Here is a 23,422-nt window from a genome sequence, read left to right as displayed (position 1 = left end):
GCCCCCGGAGTAAAGTTACTGGCCAGTAGCTTTCGCAACGTGGCGCGGGCCACACCGCCGCCGCCTTGGCTATCGTTGAGATAAGCACCCCTTGTGGGCACAGCAGAGGAGTCACCGTGCGCGAGAAGATCGTCCCGCCCCTTGTCCCCCACGCAGTCGCGCGGAACACGACGGACTTCGTCGTCGAACAGGCGGAGAAGCCCTCCAACCCACCCCTCTTCGCCCGGCGCGACGCCTCGGGAGCGTGGCAGGACGTGCGCGCGAAGGACTTCCGGGCCGACGTCGAGAGGATTGCCAAGGGGCTCATGGCGAGCGGGATCGGGCAGGGCGACCGAGTCGGCGTGATGGCGCGCACGTGCTACGAATGGGTGCTCGTCGATTTCGCGATCTGGTTCGCCGGAGCGGTGTCCGTCCCCATCTACGAGACCTCTTCGCCCTCGCAGATCGCCTGGAACCTCGGCAACTCGGGCGCGATCGCCGCGTTCGGCGAGACGGCGAGCCACGAGGACATGATCCGCATCGCCGTCGACTCGGAGGGCCTCGCGGTCAATGACGTCTGGCAGATGACGCCGGCCGGGCTCGACCAGCTCCGCGCAGCGGGGGCGCGCATCAGTGACGAGGAACTCGAGGAGCGCCGTTCGGCAGCCACGCTCGACTCGCTCGCGACCATCATCTACACGTCGGGCACGCTCGGCCGCCCCAAGGGCTGCGAGCTCACGCACGGCAACTTCGTGGGGCTCTCCGAGAACACGGTCGCCGCCGTCCGCGAGGTCTTCACCCCGGGGGCGAAGACCATCATGTTCCTCCCGCTCGCCCACGTCTTCGCGCGCTTCATCTCGGTGCTCGCGGTCGCCGCGGGCGTCCAGGTGGGCCACACGCCGGACATCAAGAACCTGCTCCCCGATCTGCAGAGCTTCCAGCCGACGTTCATCCTGGCCGTCCCGCGGGTCTTCGAGAAGGTCTACAACTCGGCATTAACGCGGGCCGAGAACGAAGGCCGGGGCAAGATCTTCGCCGCAGCGGCGGACACTGCGATCGCGTGGTCCGCGGCGCACGACGACGGCGGGAAGCCCGGCTTGGGCCTGCGGCTTCGGCATGCGGCCTTCGACGCGCTCGTCTACCGGAAGCTGCGCGCGGCCATGGGCGGCCACATTCGGTATGCGGTCTCCGGGGGCGGCCCACTCGGCAAGCGCCTGGGCCACTTCTTCCACGGGATCGGGCTCCTCGTGCTCGAGGGCTACGGGCTCACCGAGACGACCGCCCCGATCAGCGTCAACACGCCCCATCGCGTCAAGATCGGCACCGTCGGCGCCCCGCTGCCGGGCAACGCCGTGCGCATCGCAGACGACGGCGAGATCCTCACCAAGGGCGTGTGCGTCATGCGCGGCTACTACGAGCTTCCAGAGCTCCAGGCCGAGACGTTCACGGACGGCTGGTTCCACACTGGCGACATCGGCGAGCTGGACCCCGACGGCTTCCTCACGATCACGGGCCGCAAGAAGGAGATCATCGTCACGGCGGGGGGCAAGAACGTTGCCCCCGCCCAGCTCGAGGACCAGATCCGGGCGGACGCCCTCGTCTCCCAGGTCGTCGTGGTCGGCGAAGGGCGCCCGTTCATCGCGGCCCTCGTGACGCTCGACGAAGAGGCCCTCCCCGGCTGGCTCGAGCGCCACGGCCAGCCCGCGCTGAGCATCGCCGAAGCGGGCGACAATGTGTTGGTCCGGGAGCACGTCCAGGCCGTGATCGACCGCGCGAACGGTTCAGTGTCCAAGGCGGAGGCGATCAGGGCGTTCCGTGTGGTCCCGACCGACTTCACGGAGGAGTCGGGCCACCTCACGCCGTCGCTCAAGGTCAAGCGCGCCAAGGTCATGTCCGACTTCGGGGACGTGGTCGAGCAGATCTACTCGGCGCCGAAGCCCACCGCCGTCTGACCGGGCCGAGCGTGGCGGACGCCGAGGGCACCCGCGCACCACGGGGCCCTGTCAGTCGATGAGCTCCTCGACCACGAGCGCCGCAAGCTCGTCGGCCGCGTGGCGGGTCTCGGCCCGGAGCTTGTCGAACTCGATCTGCGAGCCCTCGGCGAGGTGCCGGTCATGCGGGATGCGGATCACGTGCGCCACGCGCGTGCGGAAGTGATCCTCGATCTCGTCGATGTCCACACGGGTCCCGTCGCCTGCGGCCATGTTGACCACGACGATCGCCTTCTTCACGAGGTCGTCGCGGCCATGCGCCTCGAGCCATGAGAGCGTCTCCGAGGCAAGCCGCGCCTCGTCGACGCTGCCACCCGAGACGAGCACGACGGCGTCCGCCTTGTCGAGCGTGCCCTTCATGACCGAGTGGACCATGCCCGTGCCCGAGTCCGTCAGGACGATCGAGTAGTAGCGCCCGAGGATGTCCGTCACGGCGCGGTAGTCGCCGTCGTCGAACGCGTCGGCAACCATGGGGTCGGCATCGGACGCGAGGACGTCGAGCCGGGAGCCCTCCCGGGCCGTGTAGGCCGAGAGCTGCGCGAACGAATCCACGCCGAAGCGGTCCTTGACGAGGCTCCTCGCAGTGAACGTGGCACGGCCGGGATTGCGGTCTGACAGGGTTCCGCGGTCCGGATTGGCGTCGAGGGCGATGACCCGGTCCTCGCGGAGGCCTGCGAGGGCCATGCCCAGAAGCGTCGTGACGGTCGTCTTGCCCACTCCGCCCTTGCGCGACAGGATCGGCACGTAGCGCGTGCGGTCGCCCAGCCGGGTCGCGATGCGGTGCTCGAGGGCGCGCTGCATCCGTACAGCATCAGAGTCGCCGAGGTTCACGTAGCCGAACGTGAACTTGTAGAGCCAGAGGCGCCACCCGCCCACCGGCGGCGTGGCGACCTTCTCGATGAGCCGATCGGACGTGAGAGACGACGCCGGCTCGGGCCCGGTCGGCCGGGCGCGGCGCTCGCTCACGGCCGCCTCGGGGGCCGCGTCCTGGCGCGCGACGGCCGGTTCCTCCTCGACGGGCGGGCGCGGGTCGCCGACGGTCATCCGACTGGTCTCGGCGGGGTCCCCGAGGGGAAGCCCCACGGTCTCGACACGCGGCAGCGGCGACTGGGGAAGGTAGCCCGCCGGCGGCCGGCCCGGCTCCGGAGGCACGCTCGAGCCGATCGACGGCTGGGGCATCGTGAGCGCCGCGAGCGAGCCCGCGGACAGACGATCCTGCGCATCGGCCACCGTGACCACCTCGATTGGCGCCCCGGCCTCGTTCGGCTCCTCGCCGCCGTCGTGCGTTGCGGGCGGCTTCCCGTGCTCGGCAGTCCCGGGAGCCTCGGCCCCGTCGTGGCCCCCGATGGATTCCTCAGCCGGAGGATGGTTCGCCGCGGCGTCGGCCTCTGGAGTGGGCCCGGCGACGCCGTCAGGCTCGACGTCGTGCTGGTGAGTGTTCTCCTCGGTCATGACTCCCGCTCAGGCTCGGCTCGTCACCTTCGGTGACATTTGAGGAGGCTGGGGCGGCGCAGCCCATGCTCCGCCGCCCCAGCCTCTGATCGCTGTCAGTGTAGCCGCTCGCCCGTCCGGGGTCCCTGAGGTCGAGGGTCAGGAAGGCGACACGACGAGCAGCAGGTCACCGCCCTCGACCTGCTGAACGCCGTTCATGACCACGCGGGACACGGTTCCCGAGGTCGGCGTGGTGATGGACGCCTCCATCTTCATCGCCTCGATCGTCGCGATCGTGTCGCCGGCCTTGACCGTGTCGCCCTCCTTCGCCGTCACGGTGACGGCGCCGGCAAACGGCGCCGCGACGTGGTTCGCGTTGCCCGGGTCCGCCTTCTCCGCCTGCTTGACGTTGCTCTCGACGGAGCGGTCGCGCACCAAGACGGGGCGGGACTGGCCGTTGAGCAGGGCGAGCACCGTGCGCATGCCCTTCTCGTCCGGTTCGGAGACGGCCTCGAGCTGCGCGATGAGGCGCACCCCGCGCTCGAGCTCGATCACGTGCTCCGTGCCGCGCTGAAGCCCGTACAGGTAGTCGCGCGTGTCGAGGACTGAGAGGTTCCCATACGCCTCGCGGCTCGCGAGGTAGTCCTTCGTGGGTCCGGGGAACAGGAGACGGTTGAGCGTAGCCCGCCGCGTCGCCGAGTCGCTGCGGAGTCCTGCGGAGTCCTCGGCGCTCAGCTGCTCTTCGCGGACGCGCACCGTGCGGCCCTGGAGGGCCTTCGTGCGGAAGGGCTCAGGCCAGCCCCCGGGCGGGTCGCCGAGCTCGCCGCCGAGGAAGCCGATCACGGAGTCCGGGATGTCGTACTTCTGCGGGTTCTCCTGGAAGTCGGCCGGGTCCGCGTTGAGCCCCACGAGGTGCAGGGCGAGGTCGCCCACGACCTTTGACGACGGTGTGACCTTGACGAGGTGGCCGAGGATGCGGTCCGCGGCCGTGTACATGTCCTCGATCGCCTCGAAGCGCTCGCCCAGGCCGAGCGCGATGGCCTGCTGGCGGAGGTTCGACAGCTGACCGCCCGGGATCTCGTGCCGGTAGACGCGCCCCGTGGGGCCCGGAAGTCCGGACTCGAACGGCGCGTAGACGCGCCGGACGGCCTCCCAGTACGGCTCGAGGGCGCTGACCGCCTCAAGCGAGATTCCCGTGTCGCGCGGGGTGTGTGCGAGTGCGGCCACGAGCGCCGAGGCCGGCGGCTGGCTCGTGGTCCCGGCGAGGGACGCCGACGCGACGTCGACCGCGTCCACGCCCGCGTCGACCGCCGCGAGGAGCGTCGCGAGCTGACCGCCAGCGGTGTCATGGGTGTGAAGGTGGACGGGAAGGTCGAAGCGCTCGCGCAGCGCCGAGACGAGCTTTGCCGCGGCGGCGGGCCGCAGGAGCCCCGCCATGTCCTTGATCGCGAGGATGTGCGCTCCCGCGTCGACAATCTTCTGCGCGAGCTCGAGGTAGTAGCTGAGCGTGTAGAGCGACTCGTTGGGGTCGAGCAGATCGCCCGTGTAGCACAGGGCCACCTCGGCCACGGCGGTACCCGTCTCGCGCACGGCGCGGATGGCCGGGGCCATCTGGTTCACGTCGTTGAGGGCGTCGAAGATGCGGAAGATGTCGATTCCGGTCTCGGCCGCCTCCTTGACGAACGCGTTCGTGACCTCCTCCGGGTAGGGCGTGTAGCCGACCGTATTGCGCCCGCGCAGGAGCATCTGGATGCAGATGTTCGGGATGGCCGCGCGGAGCGCGGCGAGCCGCTGCCAGGGGTCTTCGCCAAGGAAACGCAGCGCGACGTCGTACGTCGCACCGCCCCACGCCTCGACCGAGAGGAGCTGCGGCGTGAGCGCGGAGACGGCCGGGCCCGCCGCGACGAGGTCGCGGGTGCGGACGCGCGTCGCGAGAAGCGACTGGTGCGCGTCGCGGAACGTCGTGTCCGTGACGGCGACGGCGGACTGCTCGCGGAGAGCCTTCGCGAAGCCCTCCGGACCGAGCTCGAGCAGGCGCTGGCGCGATCCGTCTGGCACGGCAGAGGCGTTCACCGCGGGAAGCTTGGCGCGCGGATCGGCGTGGACCGGGAGCTCGCCGTTCGGCTTGTTGACGGTGACGTCCGCGAGCCAGGTCAGGAGCTTGGTGCCCCGGTCCGCCGAGCTGCGGGCCCGCAGGAGCTCGGGGCGCTCGTCGATGAATGACGTCGCGACGTTGCCGGCCACGAAGTCCTTGTCATCGAGCACGGCCTGGAGGAACGGGATGTTGGTGGAGACGCCGCGGATGCGGAACTCGGCTAGGGCACGCCGCGCGCGCTTGACGGCAGTCGCGTAGTCGCGGCCGCGGCACGTGAGCTTGACGAGCATCGAGTCGAAGTGCGGGCTGATCTCGGCACCCTGGTAGACCGTCCCGCCGTCGAGGCGGACGCCCGCGCCGCCTGCCGAGCGGTAGCCGGTGATCTTCCCGACGTCGGGACGGAAGCCGTTCGCCGGGTCCTCGGTGGTGATGCGGCACTGGAGGGCGGCGCCCTTGAGCTGGATCGAATCCTGCGTGAGGCCCAGATCGGCGAGCGTCTCCCCCGACGCGATGCGCAGCTGAGCCTGGACGAGGTCCACGTCGGTGACCTCCTCGGTCACCGTGTGCTCGACCTGGATGCGCGGGTTCATCTCGATGAATACATGCTGGCCGGCCCGGTCCCCCACGGTGTCGACGAGGAACTCGACGGTGCCTGCGTTGACGTAGCCGAGAGCCTTGGCGAACTTGACGGCGTCGGCATAGAGGGCCTGGCGGATCGACTCATCGAGCTGCGGGGCCGGCGCGATCTCGATGACCTTCTGATGGCGCCGCTGGAGCGAACAGTCACGCTCGAAGAGATGGACCACGTTCCCCTCGGCGTCCGCCAGGACCTGGACCTCGATGTGCCGCGGGCGGAGGACGGCCTGCTCGAGGAACACCGTCGGGTCACCGAACGCCGCGTCCGCCTCGCGCATCGCGGCGTTGAGCGACTCGGGGAGCGCCTCGGGGGTGTCGACGCGGCGCATGCCGCGACCGCCTCCGCCCGCCACCGCCTTCACGAAGATCGGGAAGCCAATCGACTCGGCCTCAGCGAGGAGCGTCTCCGGGTCCGCGCTCGGCGCGCTCGACTTGAGCACGGGGATCCCGGCCTTGCGGGCCGCCTGCAGCGCGTGGACCTTGTGGCCGGCGAGTTCGAGCACCTCGGCCGGCGGGCCCACGAACGTGATGCCGGCCTCGGCGGCCGCCCGGGCGAGGCCCTGGTTCTCCGAGAGGAACCCGTAGCCCGGGTAGATCGCGTCAGCGCCGGCTTCCTTGGCGACGCGGATGATCTCTTCGATGTCCAAGTAGGAGCGGACCGGGTGCCCTTCCTCGCCAATGAGGTAGGCCTCGTCCGCCTTCTGGCGGTGGATCGAATTGCGGTCTTCATACGGGAAGACCGCGACAGTCTTGGCACCTAGTTCGTAGCCTGCGCGGAAGGCTCGGATGGCGATCTCTCCGCGGTTGGCCACCAGAATTTTCGAGAACACGTCGACTCCTCATTCGGGGCACGGATGGGTCCAGCTAGGTGGTGCCTAGTCTCTATCCGAGAAAACTACCAACTCAATGGCGTGTGCCCGGAATCACGATGACAGACCATGTAATGTGCCGCCCGCAGGACCACGGGTGTGGCTCTCAGCGCTCCTCGGCGACCACTAAGATGGTGGGGAGTCGGCCAGCGGATAGGTGTGGATTCTCCAGTGCAAGTAGTCAGCATCAGCAGCCTCAAAGGTGGGGTTGGGAAGACTTCGGTCACGACAGGCCTGGCGTCGGCGGCCCTCGCGGCCGGCATCCCGACGCTCGTCGTGGACCTCGACCCCCATGCCGACGCCTCCACGGCCTTGGGCGTGGCCGCGGACGGCAAAGCCGAGGTCGCGCGGATGCTCAAGTCGCCCCGCCGCGTCCGGATGGCCGACAACGTGGTCAACAGCAGCTGGGTCGCGCGCGCCGGGAACCTCGACGGGCGCAAGGGCCGCGCCCTCGACGTGGCGTTCGGCGGCTCGCTGAGCAGCGTCTACGACCGCCCGGACCTCGCGCGCCGCGACCTCAAGCGCCTCTCGTCGGTGCTGGACGGAGTAGAGGGCTACGACCTTGTTCTCGTGGACTGCCCGCCGTCCCTCAACGGGCTGACGCGGATGGCCTGGACCGCGAGCAACCGTGTGCTCCTCGTCGCTGAGCCGGGGTTGTTCTCGGTGGCTGGCACGGAGCGCACCATGCGCGCCATCCAGCTCTTCCGCGAGGAGTTCGCGCCGACGCTCGCCCCCGCGGGCATCATCGCGAACCGCGTCCGCCCGTCCTCGACCGAGCATGCGTACCGGCTCGAGGAGATGAAGCAGATGTTCGGCCCGCTCCTGCTCACGCCGACCATCCCCGAGCTCGCCAACTGGCAGCAGATTCAGGGCGCGGCGCACGCCGTGCACCACTGGCCCGGCGATGCCGCACGCAGCACCGCCGCGCTGTACGACCAGCTCCTCGACTCAGTGATGAAGCAGAGCCGCGAGTTCCGCCCGCGGTCCGCTCGCTGATCCCGACACGACCGCTCATCCGGCAACGACAAAGGGCACCCCACGCGGGGTGCCCTTTGCCTTAAGTACTGAATGGCCGCCGTCGTCCGATGGTCAGCCGATCTTGCGAGCAGCCCGCCGCCGGCCCAGCTCGTCGCCCGGGAACGCCTGGTCCTCGGCGTGCTCGCTCGGGAGCTCGGCGAGGCTTCCCTCGACCTCGCGCCACACGCGGCCCACGGCGATGCCGAAGACGCCCTGCCCGCCCTGGACCAGGTCGATGACCTCGTCCGCGGAGGTGCATTCGTACACGGAGGCGCCGTCGCTCATGAGGGTGATCTGCGCAAGGTCCTCGACGCCGCGCTCGCGAAGGTGGCCTACCGCGATGCGGATCTGCTGGAGGGACACCCCCGTGTCAAGGAGGCGCTTGACGACCTTGAGGACCAGGATGTCGCGGAAGCCGTAGAGCCGCTGGGAGCCACTCCCGGCGGCGCCGCGCACGGTCGGCTCGACGAGACCCGTGCGGGCCCAGTAGTCGAGCTGCCGGTACGTGATGCCGGCAGCCTTGCAGGCGGTGGGGCCGCGGTAGCCGGCCTCTTCGTCAAGCACGGGCAGGTCTTCGCTGAACAGCAGTCCCTGCTCGCCGCTGGGAACATCGGTGCCGGGGCCGCTGACACGGCGCAACTTGCCAGAATCGCCCTGAGGACTCACGTCACCCTCCTTCTCTCGCTCCCCCTGGGGATGCCGCACCGCCCAGGAGAGGGAGGCGACTGAAGACTTGCACTGTAATTACAACGATCAGTGCAACTTCCAGTTTCGCCCGTGCCTGCCGGGGATGCAATGGGAGCTTCTACCCATGACGTTAGGACTCGCCGGAAGTGAAATCAAAGACATCGGGCCGTAGCGTTTGCCGTGTCGGATCTACTCGTCGAAGTCCTCGGGCTCGACATCGGCGAGAAACTCCCGGAAGCGACGCATCTCACGTTCTTCCTCGTCAGTGCTGGGTGCGGCCTCCTCGGTGCCTTCCTCGCTGCCCTCGGCCAGCTGGACGCCCGCCTCCTCGAGCACCGAATCGGCGCACCAGATGTGGCAGTTGACCCGCAACGCCACCGCCAGCGCGTCCGATGCGCGGGACTCGATGACCGTTCCGTCGTCGAAGCTGAGCTGCGCATAGAAGACGCTGTCCTGGACCGCGACAATGGTCGCGCTCACCACTTGGCGGCCCAGGCCGTGGACCACGTTCACGAGCAGATCGTGCGTGAGCGGCCGCGGCGGGACCACGTGCTGCTGGGCGAGGGCGATCGCGCTGGCCTCCGCCGTGCCGATCCAGATGGGCAGGTGCCGCTCGCCGTGCTTCTCCCGGAGGAGCACGAGAGGCTGGTTGGACGGCAGTTCGATGCGGACGCCCACTACCTCAACTTCGATCATCAGCCCTCCATCCTGGAAATCCGACCATGAACGAGCGCCCGGTGCAGGCTCAGGCACAGGTCGCTGATCTCCCGAGCCGTCTCCGCCGTGCGAGCCCGCGAGGCCTCGTCCCGGCGCGACGCGATCGGCGCGACAGCCCGCTCCACGAGCCCGAACTCGCGCTCTGCCGCCGAGCGGAACGGGCCGAGGTGACGCGGCTCGATGCCGTGGGACTCGAGCTGGACACACGCGCGCGCCACCTGCAGTGCGTGTTCGTCGTAGCGACCGTCCTCGGGCGCTACAAGCCCGTAGCTCCGCAGGGCGTCGATGAGGGTCGCGCTGGCACCGGACTCTGCGCGGAGCTGCTCCTCCGAGAGCAGCCGCGAACGGGTGGTGCGCAGCTCCGCTGCGACGTCCTCGCTCACGGCGCGCGGCGACAGCGTCAGGCCGCCCGGCAGGTTCTCGGGACGCTCGCCACGATCGATCGCGTCGAGGTAGTCCTTGATGACCTTGAGCGGAAGGTACTGATCGCGTTGCAGGGCGAGGATGAAGCGCAGACGCTCGACGTCGCCCTCGCCGTACTGGCGGTAGCCAGCCGGCGTCCGCTGCGGCGAGATGAGGCCCTTCTCCTCGAGGAAGCGGATCTTGGACGCAGTCATGCTCGGGAAGTCCTCGGCCAGTGCGGCCAGCACTTCCCCGATGTTGAGGGTTGTGGACCCCCGGCGCTCCGGATGAGCGAGTGCCATGCGCGCCCCCTAGGCGGTGTGCCTCACCGTGGCCTGCGCGGGGCTCATGTAGAAGGTGAGCCGGAACTTGCCGATCTGGACCTCGGAGCCGCTGCGCAGCGTCACGCTGTCCACGCGGTCGTGGTTCACGTAGGTTCCGTTCAGGCTCCCGGCGTCGACCACCTCGAACGCACCGCTCGGCGTGCGCCGGAATTCGGCATGACGCCGCGAGACGGTCACGTCGTCGAGGAAGATGTCCGCGTTGGGGTGACGCCCTGCCGTCGTCGCGTCCGAGTCAAGAAGGAAGCGCGCGCCCGCGTTCGGGCCCGAGTGGGCGATCAGGAGGGCGGAGCCGTGCGGAAGCGCTGCGATGGCGGCCGCTTCCTCGGAAGTTAGCTGCCGATTCCGGGGAGGCTCCGGAACCACTGGCGGCAGATGGATCGACGTCGTCTCCGACGCCGAGATGTCGCGCTGCGTGGCCTCACTTGCGTCGAGCCCGCGACGCTCCTCGGTGCCCATCATTCCTCCTCTATCACGTACTCCCAGATGTCTACCCTACCTGCTGTTCGTACTGCGACGCACTGAGGAGATCCTCGACCTCCGCAGGGTCGTTGAGCTTGACATCGATGAGCCATCCGTCCCCGTACGGATCCGAGTTCACGAGGGCCGGATCGCCGTCGAGGGCCTCGTTGCGAGCCACGACCGTCCCGGACACGGGAGCGTAGATGTCGCTCACGCTCTTGGTCGACTCGACCTCTCCGACGACGGCGTTCGCGCTCACCTCCGTGCCCACCTCGGGCATCTGGACGTAGACCACGTCGCCGAGCGCGTCCTGCGCGAAGTCGGTGATGCCGACGCGGACGATCCCGTCGCCGTTGGCGGCGGTGACCCACTCGTGCTCGGCGGTGTAGGAAAGATCGGCGGGGACGTTGCTCATGGGGGCTCGCCTTTCGTCGGTCGGAAGCGCTCCGGCGCTTCCATCAGGGCCGTGTCGCTGAAAGTATAGGCACAAGAAATCCACCGCTTAGGGCGCCTGTTTCTGCGACGATGGAGCGTGGCGCGGCACGCCGTCCCCACGCGGCGGACCGGCTGCGGAGCCGGCCGGACGAAAGGGAGCCATGCCCGAACTTCCACAGGTCACGGCACTTGCGGCGTTCCTCGACGCACGGCTCGCGGGTGCCACGTTCGAGCGCGTGCTCTTCACCTCTCCCTCCGCCCTCAAGACCGCCAATCCGCCTTACACAGCGCTAGTGGGCCGCACGATCGAGTCCGTGAGCCGGCGGGGCAAGTACGTCGTGTTCCGCGTCTCGCCCGACGGTTCTGGCGCGGAAGGCGCGGACGACGGCGGGGGCCGGCTTGTCGTCGTCGTCCATCTGGCGCTGGGCGGCTGGGTCAAGGTCCTCGACAAGCTGCCCGAAGCCACTGTCGGTCGGGGCAAGGTGTACTCCGCAGCGCGCTTCGGGTTCGTTCGCGGGGATGAGACGACCGGCATCGAGCTCACCGAGGCGGGGACCTGGAAGCGCCTTGCGGTGTGGATTGTCCCGAGGCTCGAGGACGTGCCCGCGATCGCGGAGCTCGGTCCCGAACCGCTCGAGGACGACTTCACGCTCGAACGCTTCCGCGCGCTCCTCAACAAGCGCCAGCAGATCAAGGGGCTTCTGAGGAATCAGAAGATCATCGCGGGGATCGGGAACGCATACAGCGACGAGATCCTGCACGTCGCGAAGCTCTCGCCGTTCGCGGTCGCGTCGACGCTCGACGACGCCGAGACGGAGCGCCTGTACGAGGCAGTCCGCACCACGCTCGAGGGGGCGACCGCCGAGGCGGTCGGGCGGCCGCCTGAGGACCTCAAGGACGAGAAGCGTGCCAGCATGCGCGTGCACCGCCGCACGGGCGAGGCGTGCCCCGTGTGCGGCGACACCATCCGCGAGGTCACGTTCTCAGACAGCGCCCTGCAGTACTGCCCCACGTGCCAGACGGGCGGGAAGCTCCTCGCCGACCGGACGACCTCCAAGTTCCTCAAGTAGTGCCGACACGGCGAAGGCCGTCCGCGACACCACGGCGCCGAACGTGAGCCCAGCGCCGTGGTGAAGCAGGACGGCCTCCGCCGCGAGATCTCCCTATCGGCCCGCGGCCGGTACCCGATTAGCGGGCCGTTCCGCTCGCGCTCGGAACAGTTTCCTCCTGGTCTACGTAGCCGTAGAGCTCGGGCAGGATGAACTTCGCCGAGAGGAAGCCGATCAGGGAGAGGACGGAGACCGCGAGGGTCGCGCCGACCTTGCCCCACGAGACGGTCATCACGGGGAAGATGAACGCCCCGAAGAAGGAGGCCGCCTTCACGAACACGTAGCCGAAGCCCGAGGCCGTGGCCCGGAACCGCGAGGGCGCGACCATCGAGGTGATCGTCATGCCGTTCGAGGCGTCCCAGTAGTGGCCCCACATGAGGGTGCAGGCGCCGAGGACGATGAGCCACTGGATGTTCGCGCCGAGGGCGAACGCGCCAATGAGCAGGCCGACGAACGCGAGCCCGAAGCCCCACATCGCCACGCCGCGGTGGCCGATCCTCTTGATCATGAGCGGCGCCGTGAAGCCCGAGATCGTCGCGAGGACGTAGATCGCCGCGGTCACCAGGTTGGTGCCCGTGATGTTCGTGTTCGCGCCGCTGCCGGCCACGCCGACGCCCGCGGTCACGAGGATCACCGGGAGGTAGAAGCCGAACGCGGTGAACTCCGCACCCTGGCAGGCGTTGGAGATCCAGCCGAAGATCGTGGCCCGGCGACGGGTCTTGTCGGCCCAGATCACCTTCAGGAAGTCGCTCACCTTGGGCTTCTCGATCTCGACGTCGTGGTTCGGGAGCATCTCGAGCGGGTCGTCGAAGAGGCGCTGCGAGACTTCCTTGGCCTTGACGAACTGCCCACGCTGGATGAGCGACATCGGTGTCTCGGGCAGGTTGAGCCGCGCCAGCAGCAGGATGAGCGCCGGGATGGCGCCGATGGCGAGCGCGACGCGCCACAGGATCTCGTGGGGCATCCCGGTCACGTACATGATGGTGATGACAAGGATCGAGAAGACCTCGCCGAGGCCGAACATGAACTGCCAGCGGCTGCCCATGACCTCGCGGGCGCCCTTGGTCATCGACTCCATGATGTAGGCGTAGCCGTTGGAGATGTCGCTGCCGAGCGGGATGCCGATGAGGAACCGCATGATGATGAGGTCCCACACCCCGACCGAGAACCCCTGGACGATGGCGAGCACGATGAACAGGACCATCGTGAGGATGAACACGCGCTTGCGGCCCAGCCGGTCGGCGACGTAGCCGCCGATCAGTGCCCCGATGAGGGCACCGCCCTGGACGCCGGCCGTCACGAGGCCAAGTTCCACGGCCGTCGGGTGATACTCCGCCGAGATGAAGACGAGGACGAAGGAGATCGCATACAGATCCCACGCCTCGATGAGGATCGTCGCGATCATCATCCAGCCGCCACGGCGACTGGACGTCGTTCCGTTCTTGTTCAGCAGGACGCCGGTTGCCTCATCGGACAACCGTCGAATAGTGGCCTGATCCATCTTCGCCCTTCGAAATGTGTGGCCTCGCGCGGCATTGCACGAGACGTCGTCGTCTCCGGCAGACCTTGCACCCCCGGTGTTCCGGCATCCGGAATGGTGTTCTAAAATCCAGAACCATCGGCCACACTAGAACCGCGGTTGCGGACGGTCAAGGGTTTCCCCGGGCACGGGTCACCCCGTGTAGCGGTTACCCGGCAAACGGGCCATCCAAAAAGGGAGAGAGGACCACATGGTTGAAGGCGAGTCGGCCTCGGGGCACAAGATCCTGAACATGCTTGAAGCCCTCTCCGCGTCCGCCCAGCCGCAGCGGCTGGGCGAGCTCGCCGAGCGCACCGGTATGACCAAGCCGACCGTCCATCGGGTCCTGGGCGTCCTAACCTCTGCAGGCTGGGCGGTCCAACGAGACGGCGGCTTCTACGGACTAGGGCCAAGGGCCCGCGCCCTCGGCGGGGCGGACGCGGGCTGGGGCGACGTCGTCGACCGCGCCATCCATGCCCTCGCTGACGCGACAAACCAGACGGTCCATGTTGCGGTCCTCGCGGACGGCGAGGCGCTCTACACTCACAAGGCCAGCGCGCCCAACGCGTTCATCATGAGATCGCGCGTGGGGCTCCGCATGCCCGCGCACTCCACCGGCGTCGGCAAGGCCATGCTGTCAACGCTGCCCGACGATCAGGTCCACGAGGTGCTCGCCGCGCGGGGCATGCCACGCCGCACCCCGACCACCATCACCGACCCCGAGGCGTTCCTCGCGGAGCTCGCCACGATTCGGCGGCTCGGCTACGCGGTCGACCAAGAGGAGAACGAACAGAATGTCCGCTGCATCGCTCTCGCCCTCGACGTGGGCCCTAACGGACCGGCCGGGATCAGCCTCTCGAGCATCACGTTCCTCACTCCGGAGAAGGAGCTCATCGCGATGCTCCCGGAGCTCCGCGAGACGGCCGCCGTCGTGGCCAAGGCCCTCGCCTGACCGCAGGGGTTAGGCTCACGCGACCGGATCTCCCTCGACAGGGCCCTCGGTGTTCGGCTTCCAGCCGAGGGCGGGGGCCACGTGCGTGGCGAACGATTCGAGCACGTGCAGGTTGTACTCGACGCCAAGCTGGTTCGGGATCGTCAGCATCACCGTGTCCGCGGCCATGACCGCCGAATCCCCGAGGAGCTGCTCGACGAGCTCGTCCGGCTCCGCCGCATACGTCTTGCCGAACGTCGACCGGAAGCCGTCGATCACTCCCACCTGATCGCTGTCCGTGCGCGACCCGAAATACATCGCGTCGCGGGACGTGACGATCGGGAAGATGCTCCGGCTCACCGACACACGCGGCGCGCGCTCGTGGCCCGCTGCCCTGTAGGCGGCCCGGTACCGTTCGATCTGCTCGCGCTGCAGTTCGTGGAACGGCACCCCGGCGTCTTCGGTGAGCAGGGTCGAGCTCATGAGGTTGAGGCCCTGCGCGCCGGTCCATTCGGCCGTGTCCCGGGTTCCGCTCCCCCACCAGATCCGGTCCCTCAGGCCCGGCGAGTGCGGCTCGACATGCAGCCGCGTGCCCTCCGGCGCCTGCCGCGGATCCGCCTCGGCGATGCCTTCGCCGCTGATCGCGGAGAGGAAGAGCTCGAACTTCGACCGCGCGAGGTCCGCGCCGCGTGGGTCCGCCGAACCCGTGTAGCCAAACGCCTCGTAGCCCCGCAGCGCCGGCTCGGGCGAGCCGCGGCTGATGCCCAGCGCGATCCGGTTCCCGGCGATCGCGTCGAGCGCGGCGGCCTCCTCGGCCAACTGGAGGGGATTCTCGTAGCGCATGTCGATCACTCCGGTACCGACCTCGATGCGCTTCGTCCGGGCGGCCATCGCGGACAGGAGCGGCATCGGAGACGCCTGCTGCCTCGCGAAGTGGTGCACGCGCACGTACGCGCCGTTGACCCCGAGTTCGTCGGCGCCGACCGCGAGATCAATGGCCTGCAGGATCATGTCCGCGGCCGTCCGCGTCTCCGAACCGCGGAACGGGCCGTAGTGGCCGAACGAGAGGAAGCCGAATGCTTTCACGTCACACGCCAACTTCCCGGCGCCCCGCGGAATTCCCGCGACCCACTTGCACGGTCACTCCCCCGTCTGCCCGTCGATCGACTCGCGGAGGAGATCGGCGTGGCCGTTGTGGCGCGCGTACTCCTCGATGAGATGGACCAGGACCCAGCGAAGCGACACGGCCTCGCGGCCCTCGCGGTTGGCGTGCGGCGTCGCGAGCGCGGCCTGTTCGCCTTCGGCGAGGAGCTCGTCGACGATCTCCTTGGACCGCTCGACCCGCTCGGCCCACAGCGCGCGGAGGGCCGCGCCGTCGTCGTTCGCCGCACTGTGCCACTCCCAGTCGCGGTCCGCATCCCAGTCGACGCCCACCCATGGTTCGGACATCGCCTGGCCGGCCAACACCTCCGAGCACCAACCATCCTCGACGAGGGCGAGGTGCTTGAGCATCCCGCCCAGCGTCATGGACGACGGCGGGAGCGTCACCCGAAGCTGTTCGTCGCTCAGCCCGCGGCACTTCCACTCGAAAGTCGCGCGCTGGAAGTCGAGGAAGCCGAGGAGGGTCGACGCCTCATCTCCCGCATAGGGCGGTTCGGGGCGGCCATGATCGTCGATCAGGATCTCCGTCATGCTGGCCACGCTACCCGAGGCGGCTCCCGGGACGCTGGGACCAGCTCACCTGTATATTTTAGACTTCACTTAATTAAGTGTTGACTGTATTGTTGTTGCCGTGAGCAGAAGCCCGACGATCGCGTTCGCAGCGCTGGCCGACCCGACACGGCTGGGCATCGTGGACCTGCTGGCTAGGCGGGGCGAGCTGCCCGCTGGAGACATCTCCACGGCCTTCACGAGCAGCGCCTCGGCGATCTCACAGCACCTCAAAGTGCTCCGGGAAGCCGGGCTCGTGAGTGTCACGCGACGAGCCCAGCAGCGCATCTACCGGCTCGACACTGCGTCGATGGCCGAGGTCGAGGGCTGGCTCTCCGATCGGGCACGGCAATGGAATGGGCGCCTCGACGCGATGGCCGCCTATATCGAAAAGACAAGGCAGGAGACTCACGATGGCGAGTGACGGCACGCAGATTGTGATCAGCCGGATTATCAATGCGCCGGTGCCAACGGTGTGGAAGCTGTGGACGGACCCGGAGTTGGTCACCCATTGGTGGGGGCCTGAGGATTACACCTCGCCTTCTGCGACGATCGATCTGCGCGAGGGCGGCTCCTACGTCTTCAGCATGCGCGCGCCGGACTATCAGGGCGGGGCGGAGAGTTTCACGGGCGGCACATATCAGCGGATTGTCCCCATGGAACGGCTCGAATTCACGCAGAACATCACCGATGCGCAGGGGGTTCCGCTGCCTCCGGACAGGCTTCCCGAGAATTTCTCCCAGAACGTGCACACGGTAGTCGAGTTCAAGGACGTCAAAGGCCTCACCGAGCTCACCATCACCGAGCGTGGCTGGACTCGGAGCCTCATGTCCGTGTTCGCGTACGCCGGCATGCACCAATCCCTCGACAAATTCACCCCAGCCCTGTTTCAGCGGGCATCCGTCACCGATTAGGGAGCAGAACATTGTCATTCACCATGAAGCTCGAACTCGTCCCCCTGCCCGTCTCGGACGTCGACCGCAGCAAGGCGTTCTATGCCGACGCCATCGGCTTCACGGTCGATCACGACATTCAGCCCGCGGAGGGCATGAGGATCGTCCAGCTCACCCCGCCTGGCTCCGCCTGCTCCATCGCCATCGGCACGGGAATGGGCTTCGGCGGTCCTGGGAAGGGCACCGTCCGAGGCCTCCACTTGGTCGTCACCGACATCGAAGCGGTCCGCGAATCGTTGCGGGCCCGCGGAGCCGACGTTGGCGAGATTCGGGACATGGGCGGCGTCAAGTTCGCGCACTTCCGCGACCCAGACGGCAACTCGTGGGAGCTTCAGGACCTGAGCGCGCTCGCGGGGGCGTAGCCGCCACCACGAAGGGCAAGACTGCGGGCTCGGGGTTGTGAGGCCGGACTCTCCGTCATGGGGCGCCCATTGCCGGCCCTCCAGGCCGCCCTTAACAACCAACCCGCGAACACTATGTCCACCCCGTCGGCGGTAGCCCCACCACTCACTCGCCAGCGCTACCGCCTCGTCGATCGGCTGGGTGAAGACACGCTGGACAAGCTGGTCGCGCTCTACGAGGCAGGCAAGCCGACCACGAAACTCGCAGTCGGGTAAGGCATCGCCAAGTCCTCGCTGCTACGCCTTCTCAGCGCGCAAGGTCCCAATGCGGCAGCAAAGCCTGACCGCCAAGCGGAAGATCCGCATGTGCCGGCTCCGCGCCCAGGGCACAGCCATTCGCGCCATCGCCGCCGAGGTTGGCTGTAGCTACAGGAGGGCGCAGGCCTTCTTCAGGCAGTAGTCGGAAGGCGACTCGATATGACTAGCTCGATGGGTATACAAAATATGTGACATGTAATATACTTTGTACCGATACATGACTAGGAGACACTTCCATGTCTAGTCCCATCCGTTCCGTAGAGGTCGTCAGCACCGGTACTGTCGCGATCCGCCCCGAGCATGTTGCGAGCTCTCACGCGCCGCTGCTCTGGTGGTTGCTGACATCCCGCCGGTGGACGGCGCCGCGACCGATTAACGTCTACGTCGTCGAACACGAGCAGGGTTTGGTGCTGTTCGACACCGGCCAGGACCGCGCCTCGGTGACCGATCCGCACTACTTCCCGAAGGGCATCGTTGGCTGGCTGTATGGCCGGCTAGCGAAGTTCCAGATTGGAACAGAGGACACGCTGCCGGCGGCCCTCGCTCGATCCGGGCACGACATCGGCGACGTGCGCTACGCCATCCTGTCTCATCTGCATCAGGACCATATCGGTGGCCTCGCTGAACTCAGGCACGCCGAGATTGTCGTCAACGACGACGAGTGGCGCAGCCTCCAGCGTCCTGACGCGGCACTAAATGGCCTGATGCGCGGCCATATCGAGCTGCCCGGCCTCGCTTGGCGACGCGTTAGCTTCACGGATGGTGCTGGTGAACGGGTCGGCGAATTTCCGACGTCGATCGACCTGTTCGGCGACGGATCGTTAATTCTCCTCTCGACGCCAGGTCACACACCAGGCTCGATGTCCCTCCTCGTCCGGCGCGAAGGCGCGACACCGCTTCTGATGGTCGGCGACCTCACCTATGACGTGGCCCTGATGCCTGAGGAACGCGTCCCTGGCGTGGGCGACCACGCCAAGCTGCAGGCGACGACGCGGGCGGTCAACGCCCTCCGTACTATCTACCCTGACCTGGTGATCTTGCCTGCGCATGATCCTAGCGCTGCTGATCGGCTCCACCGGGCGGAAGCGCGAAACTGAGATGCGGCCCGCTGAAGAGCTGCGCTATCTCATCCTGGCCGCCCAGCGCGAAGGCAACCGCCAACTGGCGCATGCCCTCCGCCCGCTCGGGGTGACGCCGTCACAAGCGGAAGTGCTGCGTCTGCTCGCTGAGCATGCGCCGCTGAGCTTGATGCAACTGGGGGAATTGCTGGTGTGCGAAGCGGGAACGAACCCAAGCCGCCTCGTCAGCTCCATGGTGCAGGCGGGCATGGTCCACCGGGTAACCGCCCCCGAGGATCGGCGCGCCATCAAGCTAACCCTGACCGACCGAGGTCAGGAAACAGCAGCGCAGGTGGAACAAGTCGAAGCGGAACTCTACGCGATGCTCGACGCCTCGACGGCAGGGTTTGACCGTGACAGTTTGATCCGCTGGCTAGGGGGCCTCGTTGCCAACCAGCCCTCAGGCGAGGCGATTGAGCGGCGCAAAAACCCCGGCACCCACTACGCGACGAGCTAGCTTGTACGGTGGCCCCCCGGCGTCCTGAGGGGCTCCCTTGGGGTTCGTTCCCGGCGGTCCCGGGGTCAGTGGCGGTGGGAGCCGCCCTCGGGGTCCTCGGGGGCGTACTGGCGGGCGGCGTCCCTGATCTGCTCCGCGGCCGGCGGGGCGGCGTGGGCCTGGGCCCTGACCCGGGGCGCTTCCTGCTCGGCACGGGTGAGGTAGCGCTCCCAGCGCTCGGACATGGGCCGGATCAGCCCGCCCCCGACACCGACGATGACCACGCCGACGAGGGCTGACAGGACCGCAATCAGGATCGGGGTGGTGACGGTGACGGCGATGTCGACCTGGTTCAGGGCGGCGATGATCCCGATGCCGATGATGAAGATGCCTGCGATGTTTGCCAACACCCGCCCGTAGGACAGGCCCCCGAGCGAGCCCTGGATCAGGGTCTTCACGGCTGCGGCGATCGCCGCGGAGACGATGACGATGATGATCGCCACAACGACCTTGGGCAGGAACGCAATGATCGCCGCCAGGAGCGTGCTGACCGGGTTCGGGCCGAAGACACCGAAGGCGAACTGGAGCACGAACAGCACCAGGGCGTAGTAGATAATCTTCGACACAATCGTGCTGGCGTCTAGGTTCGACCCCGACAGGGCCCGCTTCACCCCGCCGCGCTCGACCCACCGGTCGAACCCGACCTTGGCCAGCAGGCGCGAGAGGGCTTTCGCGAGCGCCCTCGCCACCAGCATCCCGACGATGAGTATCAACAGGAAGAGAAGGAACTGTGGGACGAAGCGCGCTACCTCCGCAAGCCCGGCAGTGAGAGTGTCCAGCATGGTGAAGCCCCCGTTCTGATCGGCAAAGCCAGAGTCCAATCCCGGCGGGAAGGACTGGTATCCAATTCCCCGGCACGGGCAGGGACAAACAACGCCACGGAAGGGTAGGGGCTTCGACCCCCCGCTAGGTAGGCGCCGGGTGGTGATCTCACCAACGCAAAAGCCGCGGGAACCGTAAGGTTTCCGCGGCTTCGTGGTCGGGCTGACGGTGTGTGAATTCAGGACATCGTTCCCACATGAGTCGGGACATCGTTCACAGGTGATCGTTCACCGGTGAGTCGCGACATGGTTCCCACGGCCACGAACGCCAGCATGGGCCATGTCGAAGAACAAGGTCATCGTCCTGGCCGTGCTCGAGGGCGGGATGTCCCAGTCCGGGGCTGCCTACCGCTACGGCGTCAGCCGCCGCTGGGTCCACGAGCTCCTCTCCCGCTACGCCACCGAAGGCGAGGCCGGCCTCGAACCGCGATCCCGCCGCCCCAGCACTACCCCGCACGCCACGGCCGAGGCCACCCGGACCCGGATCGTGGCCCTGCGCGCCGAGCTCGCCGCCAGGGGCCTGGACGCCGGACCGGCTACGATCGCCTGGCACCTGGAAAAGGAAGGCGGACCAGCCCCCGCGGTCTCGACCATCCGCCGGATCATCACCGCCGCAGGGCTCGTATCCCCCGAACCGCACAAGCGCCCGAAGTCGTCCCTGCGCCGCTTCGTCGCCGCCCAGCCCAACGAGACCTGGCAGTCCGACTTCACCCACTGGGCCCTCGCCGACGGCACCGACACCGAGATCATCGACTTCCTCGACGACCACTCCCGGGCCCTGCTCCACCTCACCGCCCACCACAGGGTCACAGGACCCATCGTGGTCGAAGCCTTCCTCGCCACCGCCCAGGAGTACGGCCTCCCCGCCAGCACCCTGACCGACAACGGCATGGTCTACACCACCCGTCTGGCCGGCGGACGCGGCGGACGCAACGCCTTCGAGAACCTCCTGGCGTCCCTCGGAATCACCCAGAAGAACGGACACCCCGGCCACCCCCAGACCCAAGGCAAAATCGAACGCTTCCACCAGACCCTGAAGAAATGGCTCCGCTCCCAGCCCGAAGCCCACACCCTCGCCGACCTGAACGAACTCCTGGCCAAGTTCCGCCACGTCTACAACCACGAACGACCCCACAGGGCACTCGACCGCCGCACCCCGGCCCAGGCCTACGAGGCAACCCCCAAAGCCGCACCCGCGATCGCAGCCCAGGGCAGACATTGGCGGATCCGCACCGACCGCGTCGACACCGTCGGCGTCGTGACCCTGCGCCACGCCGGACGCCTCAGACACCTCGGCATCGGCCGCGCCCACAAGCACAAACGCATCATCCTGCTCGTGCACGACACCGACGTCACCGCCCTCGAACACGGCACCGGCGAAATCTTCGCCGAATTCACCATCGACCCCACCAAGGACTACCAACCCAGAAAACAGAACACCCCCGGTCCGAAGACCAGGGGTGTTACCTATGACCCGACTCATCCGTGAAGGATGACCCGACTCATCACATGGTCGGGCTGACAGGATTTGAACCTGCGACCCCTTGGAGGATTTTTGAACCCTCCGGAAGACTGCGAAAATCTCGCGTTTTCCCTGGTCAGACGGGGAATCGGGCGACTCCCCCATTTGAATTGTACCGGGTCATTCCCGGTCGGTCACGGGTGTTTTCGATGGGTATGTGATGGGCCTGGGGCCGGGCGAAACTGTACCGCCGAGGGCAAATAAGAAATTCTGTCTGATGTGAGCCACCTGAACCATCGCTTGGCACGGCGAACGGATTCCGCTCCATGAACGCAACCACAACCGCCAACCGCAACAGGACGCCCACGACGACAGCAGGCGTGCCGGCCGCAATCGCAGGCTTTCTGCCCGGGCCACTTCGCCGCAGAGAGCAGCTGCTCCCCGGCGTCTTCAGCAGCACCGGGCCCGTAGCGCCTTAGGGCTTCGACAGTTCGATCTCGTCCTCGCTGACTTCTGCGTAGATGAAGTCATCTGCTTCATCTCGGTGCCCCGGTTTCGTGAGCTCCAGACTGGCGAGGTGCTTCTGCAGCCGCTTCGACATGGGGAGGAATGTCGCGAGCGTGAGACCACCGGAGAGGACGGCTCCGACAACCGGGACGAACTTTGCGACGCCGCCGGCGAAGAGCTGCTTCGTCATACTGACGCCAAGGTAGGAGGCGACCTTCTTGACCACCGGGTAGACGGTCCCCTTGGTGAGCGCCTGCTTCGGCAGCTCCTTGAGAACCTGCGCAGCGATCATGGCCGAGACCTTCGACAACCCGGACTGTGCCAGCTGGACGCCGAACATCACCCCCACGAAGAGGGTGAGGATTCCCTCGGTCGCCTCGTCGAGCTCCTCATCGTCGTCGGCGAACAGGTCCGGCCAACTGTAGATGTAGGCGAGCTTCTGCGCTGTGCGGAGTACGTGGCCGAAGTACTGCAGGAGGTCGGCGGGCACCGTGCCGATCATCGCGAACCCGCCGGGCAATCCGGCGAGAGCGGAGATCCCGGCCACCTTGCTCGTCTCGAAGGCAATGGAGGTGTTCGCAATCTCCGTGATGACTTCGAGCGGGACGCCTGCGGCCGCGGGGCTGGCGGCGATCGCCCTGTCGATCTGCTCTTCGGGGCAGTATCGCTTCAGCGCTGCGCGGAGGTATGCCGCCCTGTTGATCCGTACCCCTGGGAGCTTCGCCGAAGCGTCCAGCACCTGGGTGAACTTTGATCCGGGGTTCTCGATCGCCTTGCCGTCAGACATAACGCCCATGCTATCGGCGGGCGGGATGGTCTTGACCGACGGCGCGCCCTTCCGCGAGTCCGAGACGACATTCCGCTCATGCCTCTGGCCGACCCACCCTCGTCTGCACGGCGATCGGCTTCCTCGGCAGGCACAGACCGTGGTGAGCAACTGAAAGCCAACCTTCTAGGAATTCTCTCTCCCTCAACGTATGGGCTGTCGTCACATCAGCGTCTGGAAATCTGAAATGCTGTGGGCCCTCCAGTGCATCGGGCCCACCGAATCGCGCCAATTCCTGGAGAGTGGGGC

The 23,422-nt window shown here is 67.6% G+C and carries 22 protein-coding genes; 10 read left to right on the top strand and 12 right to left on the bottom strand.

Annotation, left to right across the window (positions count from 1 at the left end):
• Positions 1-116: 116 nt before the first annotated feature.
• Entirely contained in the window at positions 117-1,931 is a 1,815-nt protein-coding gene (locus E6A26_RS04970) for an AMP-dependent synthetase/ligase (RefSeq protein WP_136610098.1), read from the top strand.
• Between the two features lie 51 nt (positions 1,932-1,982).
• Here the strand turns inward: E6A26_RS04970 and E6A26_RS04965 are convergent, their stop codons facing one another.
• Both E6A26_RS04965 and E6A26_RS04960 read right to left on the bottom strand, forming a co-directional pair.
• Positions 1,983-3,422, bottom strand: a complete 1,440-nt coding sequence (locus E6A26_RS04965) for a MinD/ParA family ATP-binding protein (RefSeq protein WP_234865068.1) — start codon at positions 3,420-3,422, stop codon at positions 1,983-1,985.
• A 138-nt stretch (positions 3,423-3,560) separates the two neighbouring features.
• Positions 3,561-6,962 carry a pyruvate carboxylase gene (locus E6A26_RS04960; RefSeq protein ID WP_136610097.1) on the bottom strand — a complete coding sequence of 1,134 codons (3,402 nt, stop codon included), beginning with the start codon at positions 6,960-6,962 and terminating at the stop codon, positions 3,561-3,563.
• A gap of 210 nt (positions 6,963-7,172) precedes the next feature.
• Between E6A26_RS04960 and E6A26_RS04955 the strand changes: the two genes are divergently transcribed.
• Positions 7,173-7,997 carry a ParA family protein gene (locus E6A26_RS04955; protein ID WP_136610096.1) on the top strand — a complete coding sequence of 275 codons (825 nt, stop codon included), beginning with the start codon at positions 7,173-7,175 and terminating at the stop codon, positions 7,995-7,997.
• A 93-nt stretch (positions 7,998-8,090) separates the two neighbouring features.
• On the opposite strand, the gene E6A26_RS04950 is transcribed toward E6A26_RS04955, so the two are convergent.
• The 5 genes from E6A26_RS04950 to gcvH all read right to left on the bottom strand — a co-directional run bounded on the left by E6A26_RS04950 (position 8,091) and on the right by gcvH (position 11,042).
• Positions 8,091-8,684, bottom strand: coding sequence for a MerR family transcriptional regulator (locus tag E6A26_RS04950; protein WP_136610095.1), 594 nt, complete (start codon positions 8,682-8,684; stop codon positions 8,091-8,093).
• A gap of 210 nt (positions 8,685-8,894) precedes the next feature.
• Complete coding sequence (locus E6A26_RS04945) at positions 8,895-9,401, bottom strand: bifunctional nuclease family protein (protein WP_136610094.1); 507 nt, start codon at positions 9,399-9,401, stop codon at positions 8,895-8,897.
• The gene (ftsR, locus tag E6A26_RS04940) at positions 9,401-10,126 is read right to left on the bottom strand and encodes a transcriptional regulator FtsR (protein ID WP_136610093.1); all 726 of its coding nucleotides are present in this window, start codon (positions 10,124-10,126) and stop codon (positions 9,401-9,403) included. The genes E6A26_RS04945 and ftsR overlap by 1 nt, the downstream gene beginning before the upstream one ends.
• Before the next feature lie 9 nt (positions 10,127-10,135).
• Positions 10,136-10,624, bottom strand: a complete 489-nt coding sequence (locus E6A26_RS04935) for an FHA domain-containing protein (RefSeq protein WP_234865100.1) — start codon at positions 10,622-10,624, stop codon at positions 10,136-10,138.
• A gap of 31 nt (positions 10,625-10,655) precedes the next feature.
• The gene (gene gcvH, locus E6A26_RS04930; protein ID WP_136610091.1) at positions 10,656-11,042 is read right to left on the bottom strand and encodes a glycine cleavage system protein GcvH; all 387 of its coding nucleotides are present in this window, start codon (positions 11,040-11,042) and stop codon (positions 10,656-10,658) included.
• A 181-nt stretch (positions 11,043-11,223) separates the two neighbouring features.
• Here gcvH and E6A26_RS04925 point away from each other — a divergent pair, with 181 nt between their 5' ends.
• Entirely contained in the window at positions 11,224-12,132 is a 909-nt protein-coding gene (locus E6A26_RS04925; RefSeq protein WP_136610090.1) for an Fpg/Nei family DNA glycosylase, read from the top strand.
• Between the two features lie 118 nt (positions 12,133-12,250).
• Here E6A26_RS04925 and E6A26_RS04920 read toward each other — a convergent pair whose 3' ends face one another.
• Positions 12,251-13,648 (bottom strand): MFS transporter, encoded by a 1,398-nt coding sequence (locus E6A26_RS04920; RefSeq protein WP_168928677.1) that lies wholly within the window; start codon positions 13,646-13,648, stop codon positions 12,251-12,253.
• Between the two features lie 253 nt (positions 13,649-13,901).
• On the opposite strand from E6A26_RS04920, the gene E6A26_RS04915 reads away from it, so the two are divergent.
• Positions 13,902-14,642, top strand: a complete 741-nt coding sequence (locus E6A26_RS04915; protein WP_136610088.1) for an IclR family transcriptional regulator — start codon at positions 13,902-13,904, stop codon at positions 14,640-14,642.
• 15 nt (positions 14,643-14,657) lie between these two features.
• On the opposite strand, the gene E6A26_RS04910 is transcribed toward E6A26_RS04915, so the two are convergent.
• Positions 14,658-15,707, bottom strand: coding sequence for an LLM class flavin-dependent oxidoreductase (locus E6A26_RS04910; RefSeq protein ID WP_136610087.1), 1,050 nt, complete (start codon positions 15,705-15,707; stop codon positions 14,658-14,660).
• Between the two features lie 54 nt (positions 15,708-15,761).
• Positions 15,762-16,313, bottom strand: coding sequence for a DinB family protein (locus E6A26_RS04905; protein ID WP_136610086.1), 552 nt, complete (start codon positions 16,311-16,313; stop codon positions 15,762-15,764).
• Between the two features lie 100 nt (positions 16,314-16,413).
• Here E6A26_RS04905 and E6A26_RS04900 point away from each other — a divergent pair, with 100 nt between their 5' ends.
• From E6A26_RS04900 to E6A26_RS04880, 5 genes are all read left to right on the top strand, one after another.
• Positions 16,414-16,755, top strand: coding sequence for an ArsR/SmtB family transcription factor (locus E6A26_RS04900; protein WP_211128962.1), 342 nt, complete (start codon positions 16,414-16,416; stop codon positions 16,753-16,755).
• Entirely contained in the window at positions 16,745-17,245 is a 501-nt protein-coding gene (locus tag E6A26_RS04895; protein ID WP_168928676.1) for an SRPBCC family protein, read from the top strand. The genes E6A26_RS04900 and E6A26_RS04895 overlap by 11 nt, the downstream gene beginning before the upstream one ends.
• Positions 17,246-17,268: 23 nt before the next feature.
• Entirely contained in the window at positions 17,269-17,646 is a 378-nt protein-coding gene (locus E6A26_RS04890; protein ID WP_136610084.1) for a VOC family protein, read from the top strand.
• 533 nt (positions 17,647-18,179) lie between these two features.
• Positions 18,180-19,040 carry an N-acyl homoserine lactonase family protein gene (locus E6A26_RS04885; RefSeq protein WP_136610083.1) on the top strand — a complete coding sequence of 287 codons (861 nt, stop codon included), beginning with the start codon at positions 18,180-18,182 and terminating at the stop codon, positions 19,038-19,040.
• Positions 18,991-19,518 carry a MarR family winged helix-turn-helix transcriptional regulator gene (locus E6A26_RS04880; RefSeq protein WP_211128960.1) on the top strand — a complete coding sequence of 176 codons (528 nt, stop codon included), beginning with the start codon at positions 18,991-18,993 and terminating at the stop codon, positions 19,516-19,518. The genes E6A26_RS04885 and E6A26_RS04880 overlap by 50 nt, the downstream gene beginning before the upstream one ends.
• A gap of 65 nt (positions 19,519-19,583) precedes the next feature.
• Here the strand turns inward: E6A26_RS04880 and E6A26_RS04875 are convergent, their stop codons facing one another.
• A complete protein-coding gene (locus E6A26_RS04875; RefSeq protein WP_136610082.1) occupies positions 19,584-20,339 on the bottom strand; it encodes a mechanosensitive ion channel family protein in 756 nt (251 codons plus the stop codon).
• Positions 20,340-20,658: 319 nt separating this feature from the next.
• Between E6A26_RS04875 and E6A26_RS04870 the strand changes: the two genes are divergently transcribed.
• Entirely contained in the window at positions 20,659-21,867 is a 1,209-nt protein-coding gene (locus tag E6A26_RS04870; protein WP_136610081.1) for an IS481 family transposase, read from the top strand.
• Positions 21,868-22,315: 448 nt separating this feature from the next.
• On the opposite strand, the gene E6A26_RS04865 is transcribed toward E6A26_RS04870, so the two are convergent.
• On the bottom strand, positions 22,316-23,134 hold the full coding sequence (locus tag E6A26_RS04865) for a hypothetical protein (RefSeq protein WP_136610080.1): 819 nt from the start codon (positions 23,132-23,134) through the stop codon (positions 22,316-22,318).
• Positions 23,135-23,422: the final 288 nt, after the last annotated feature.

The organism is Sinomonas albida, assembly GCF_004919045.1.
Taxonomy (GTDB): Bacteria; Actinomycetota; Actinomycetes; order Actinomycetales; family Micrococcaceae; genus Sinomonas; species Sinomonas albida.
Note: the sequence above shows the minus strand (reverse complement) of the source record. Positions and strands in the feature narration are given on the sequence as shown.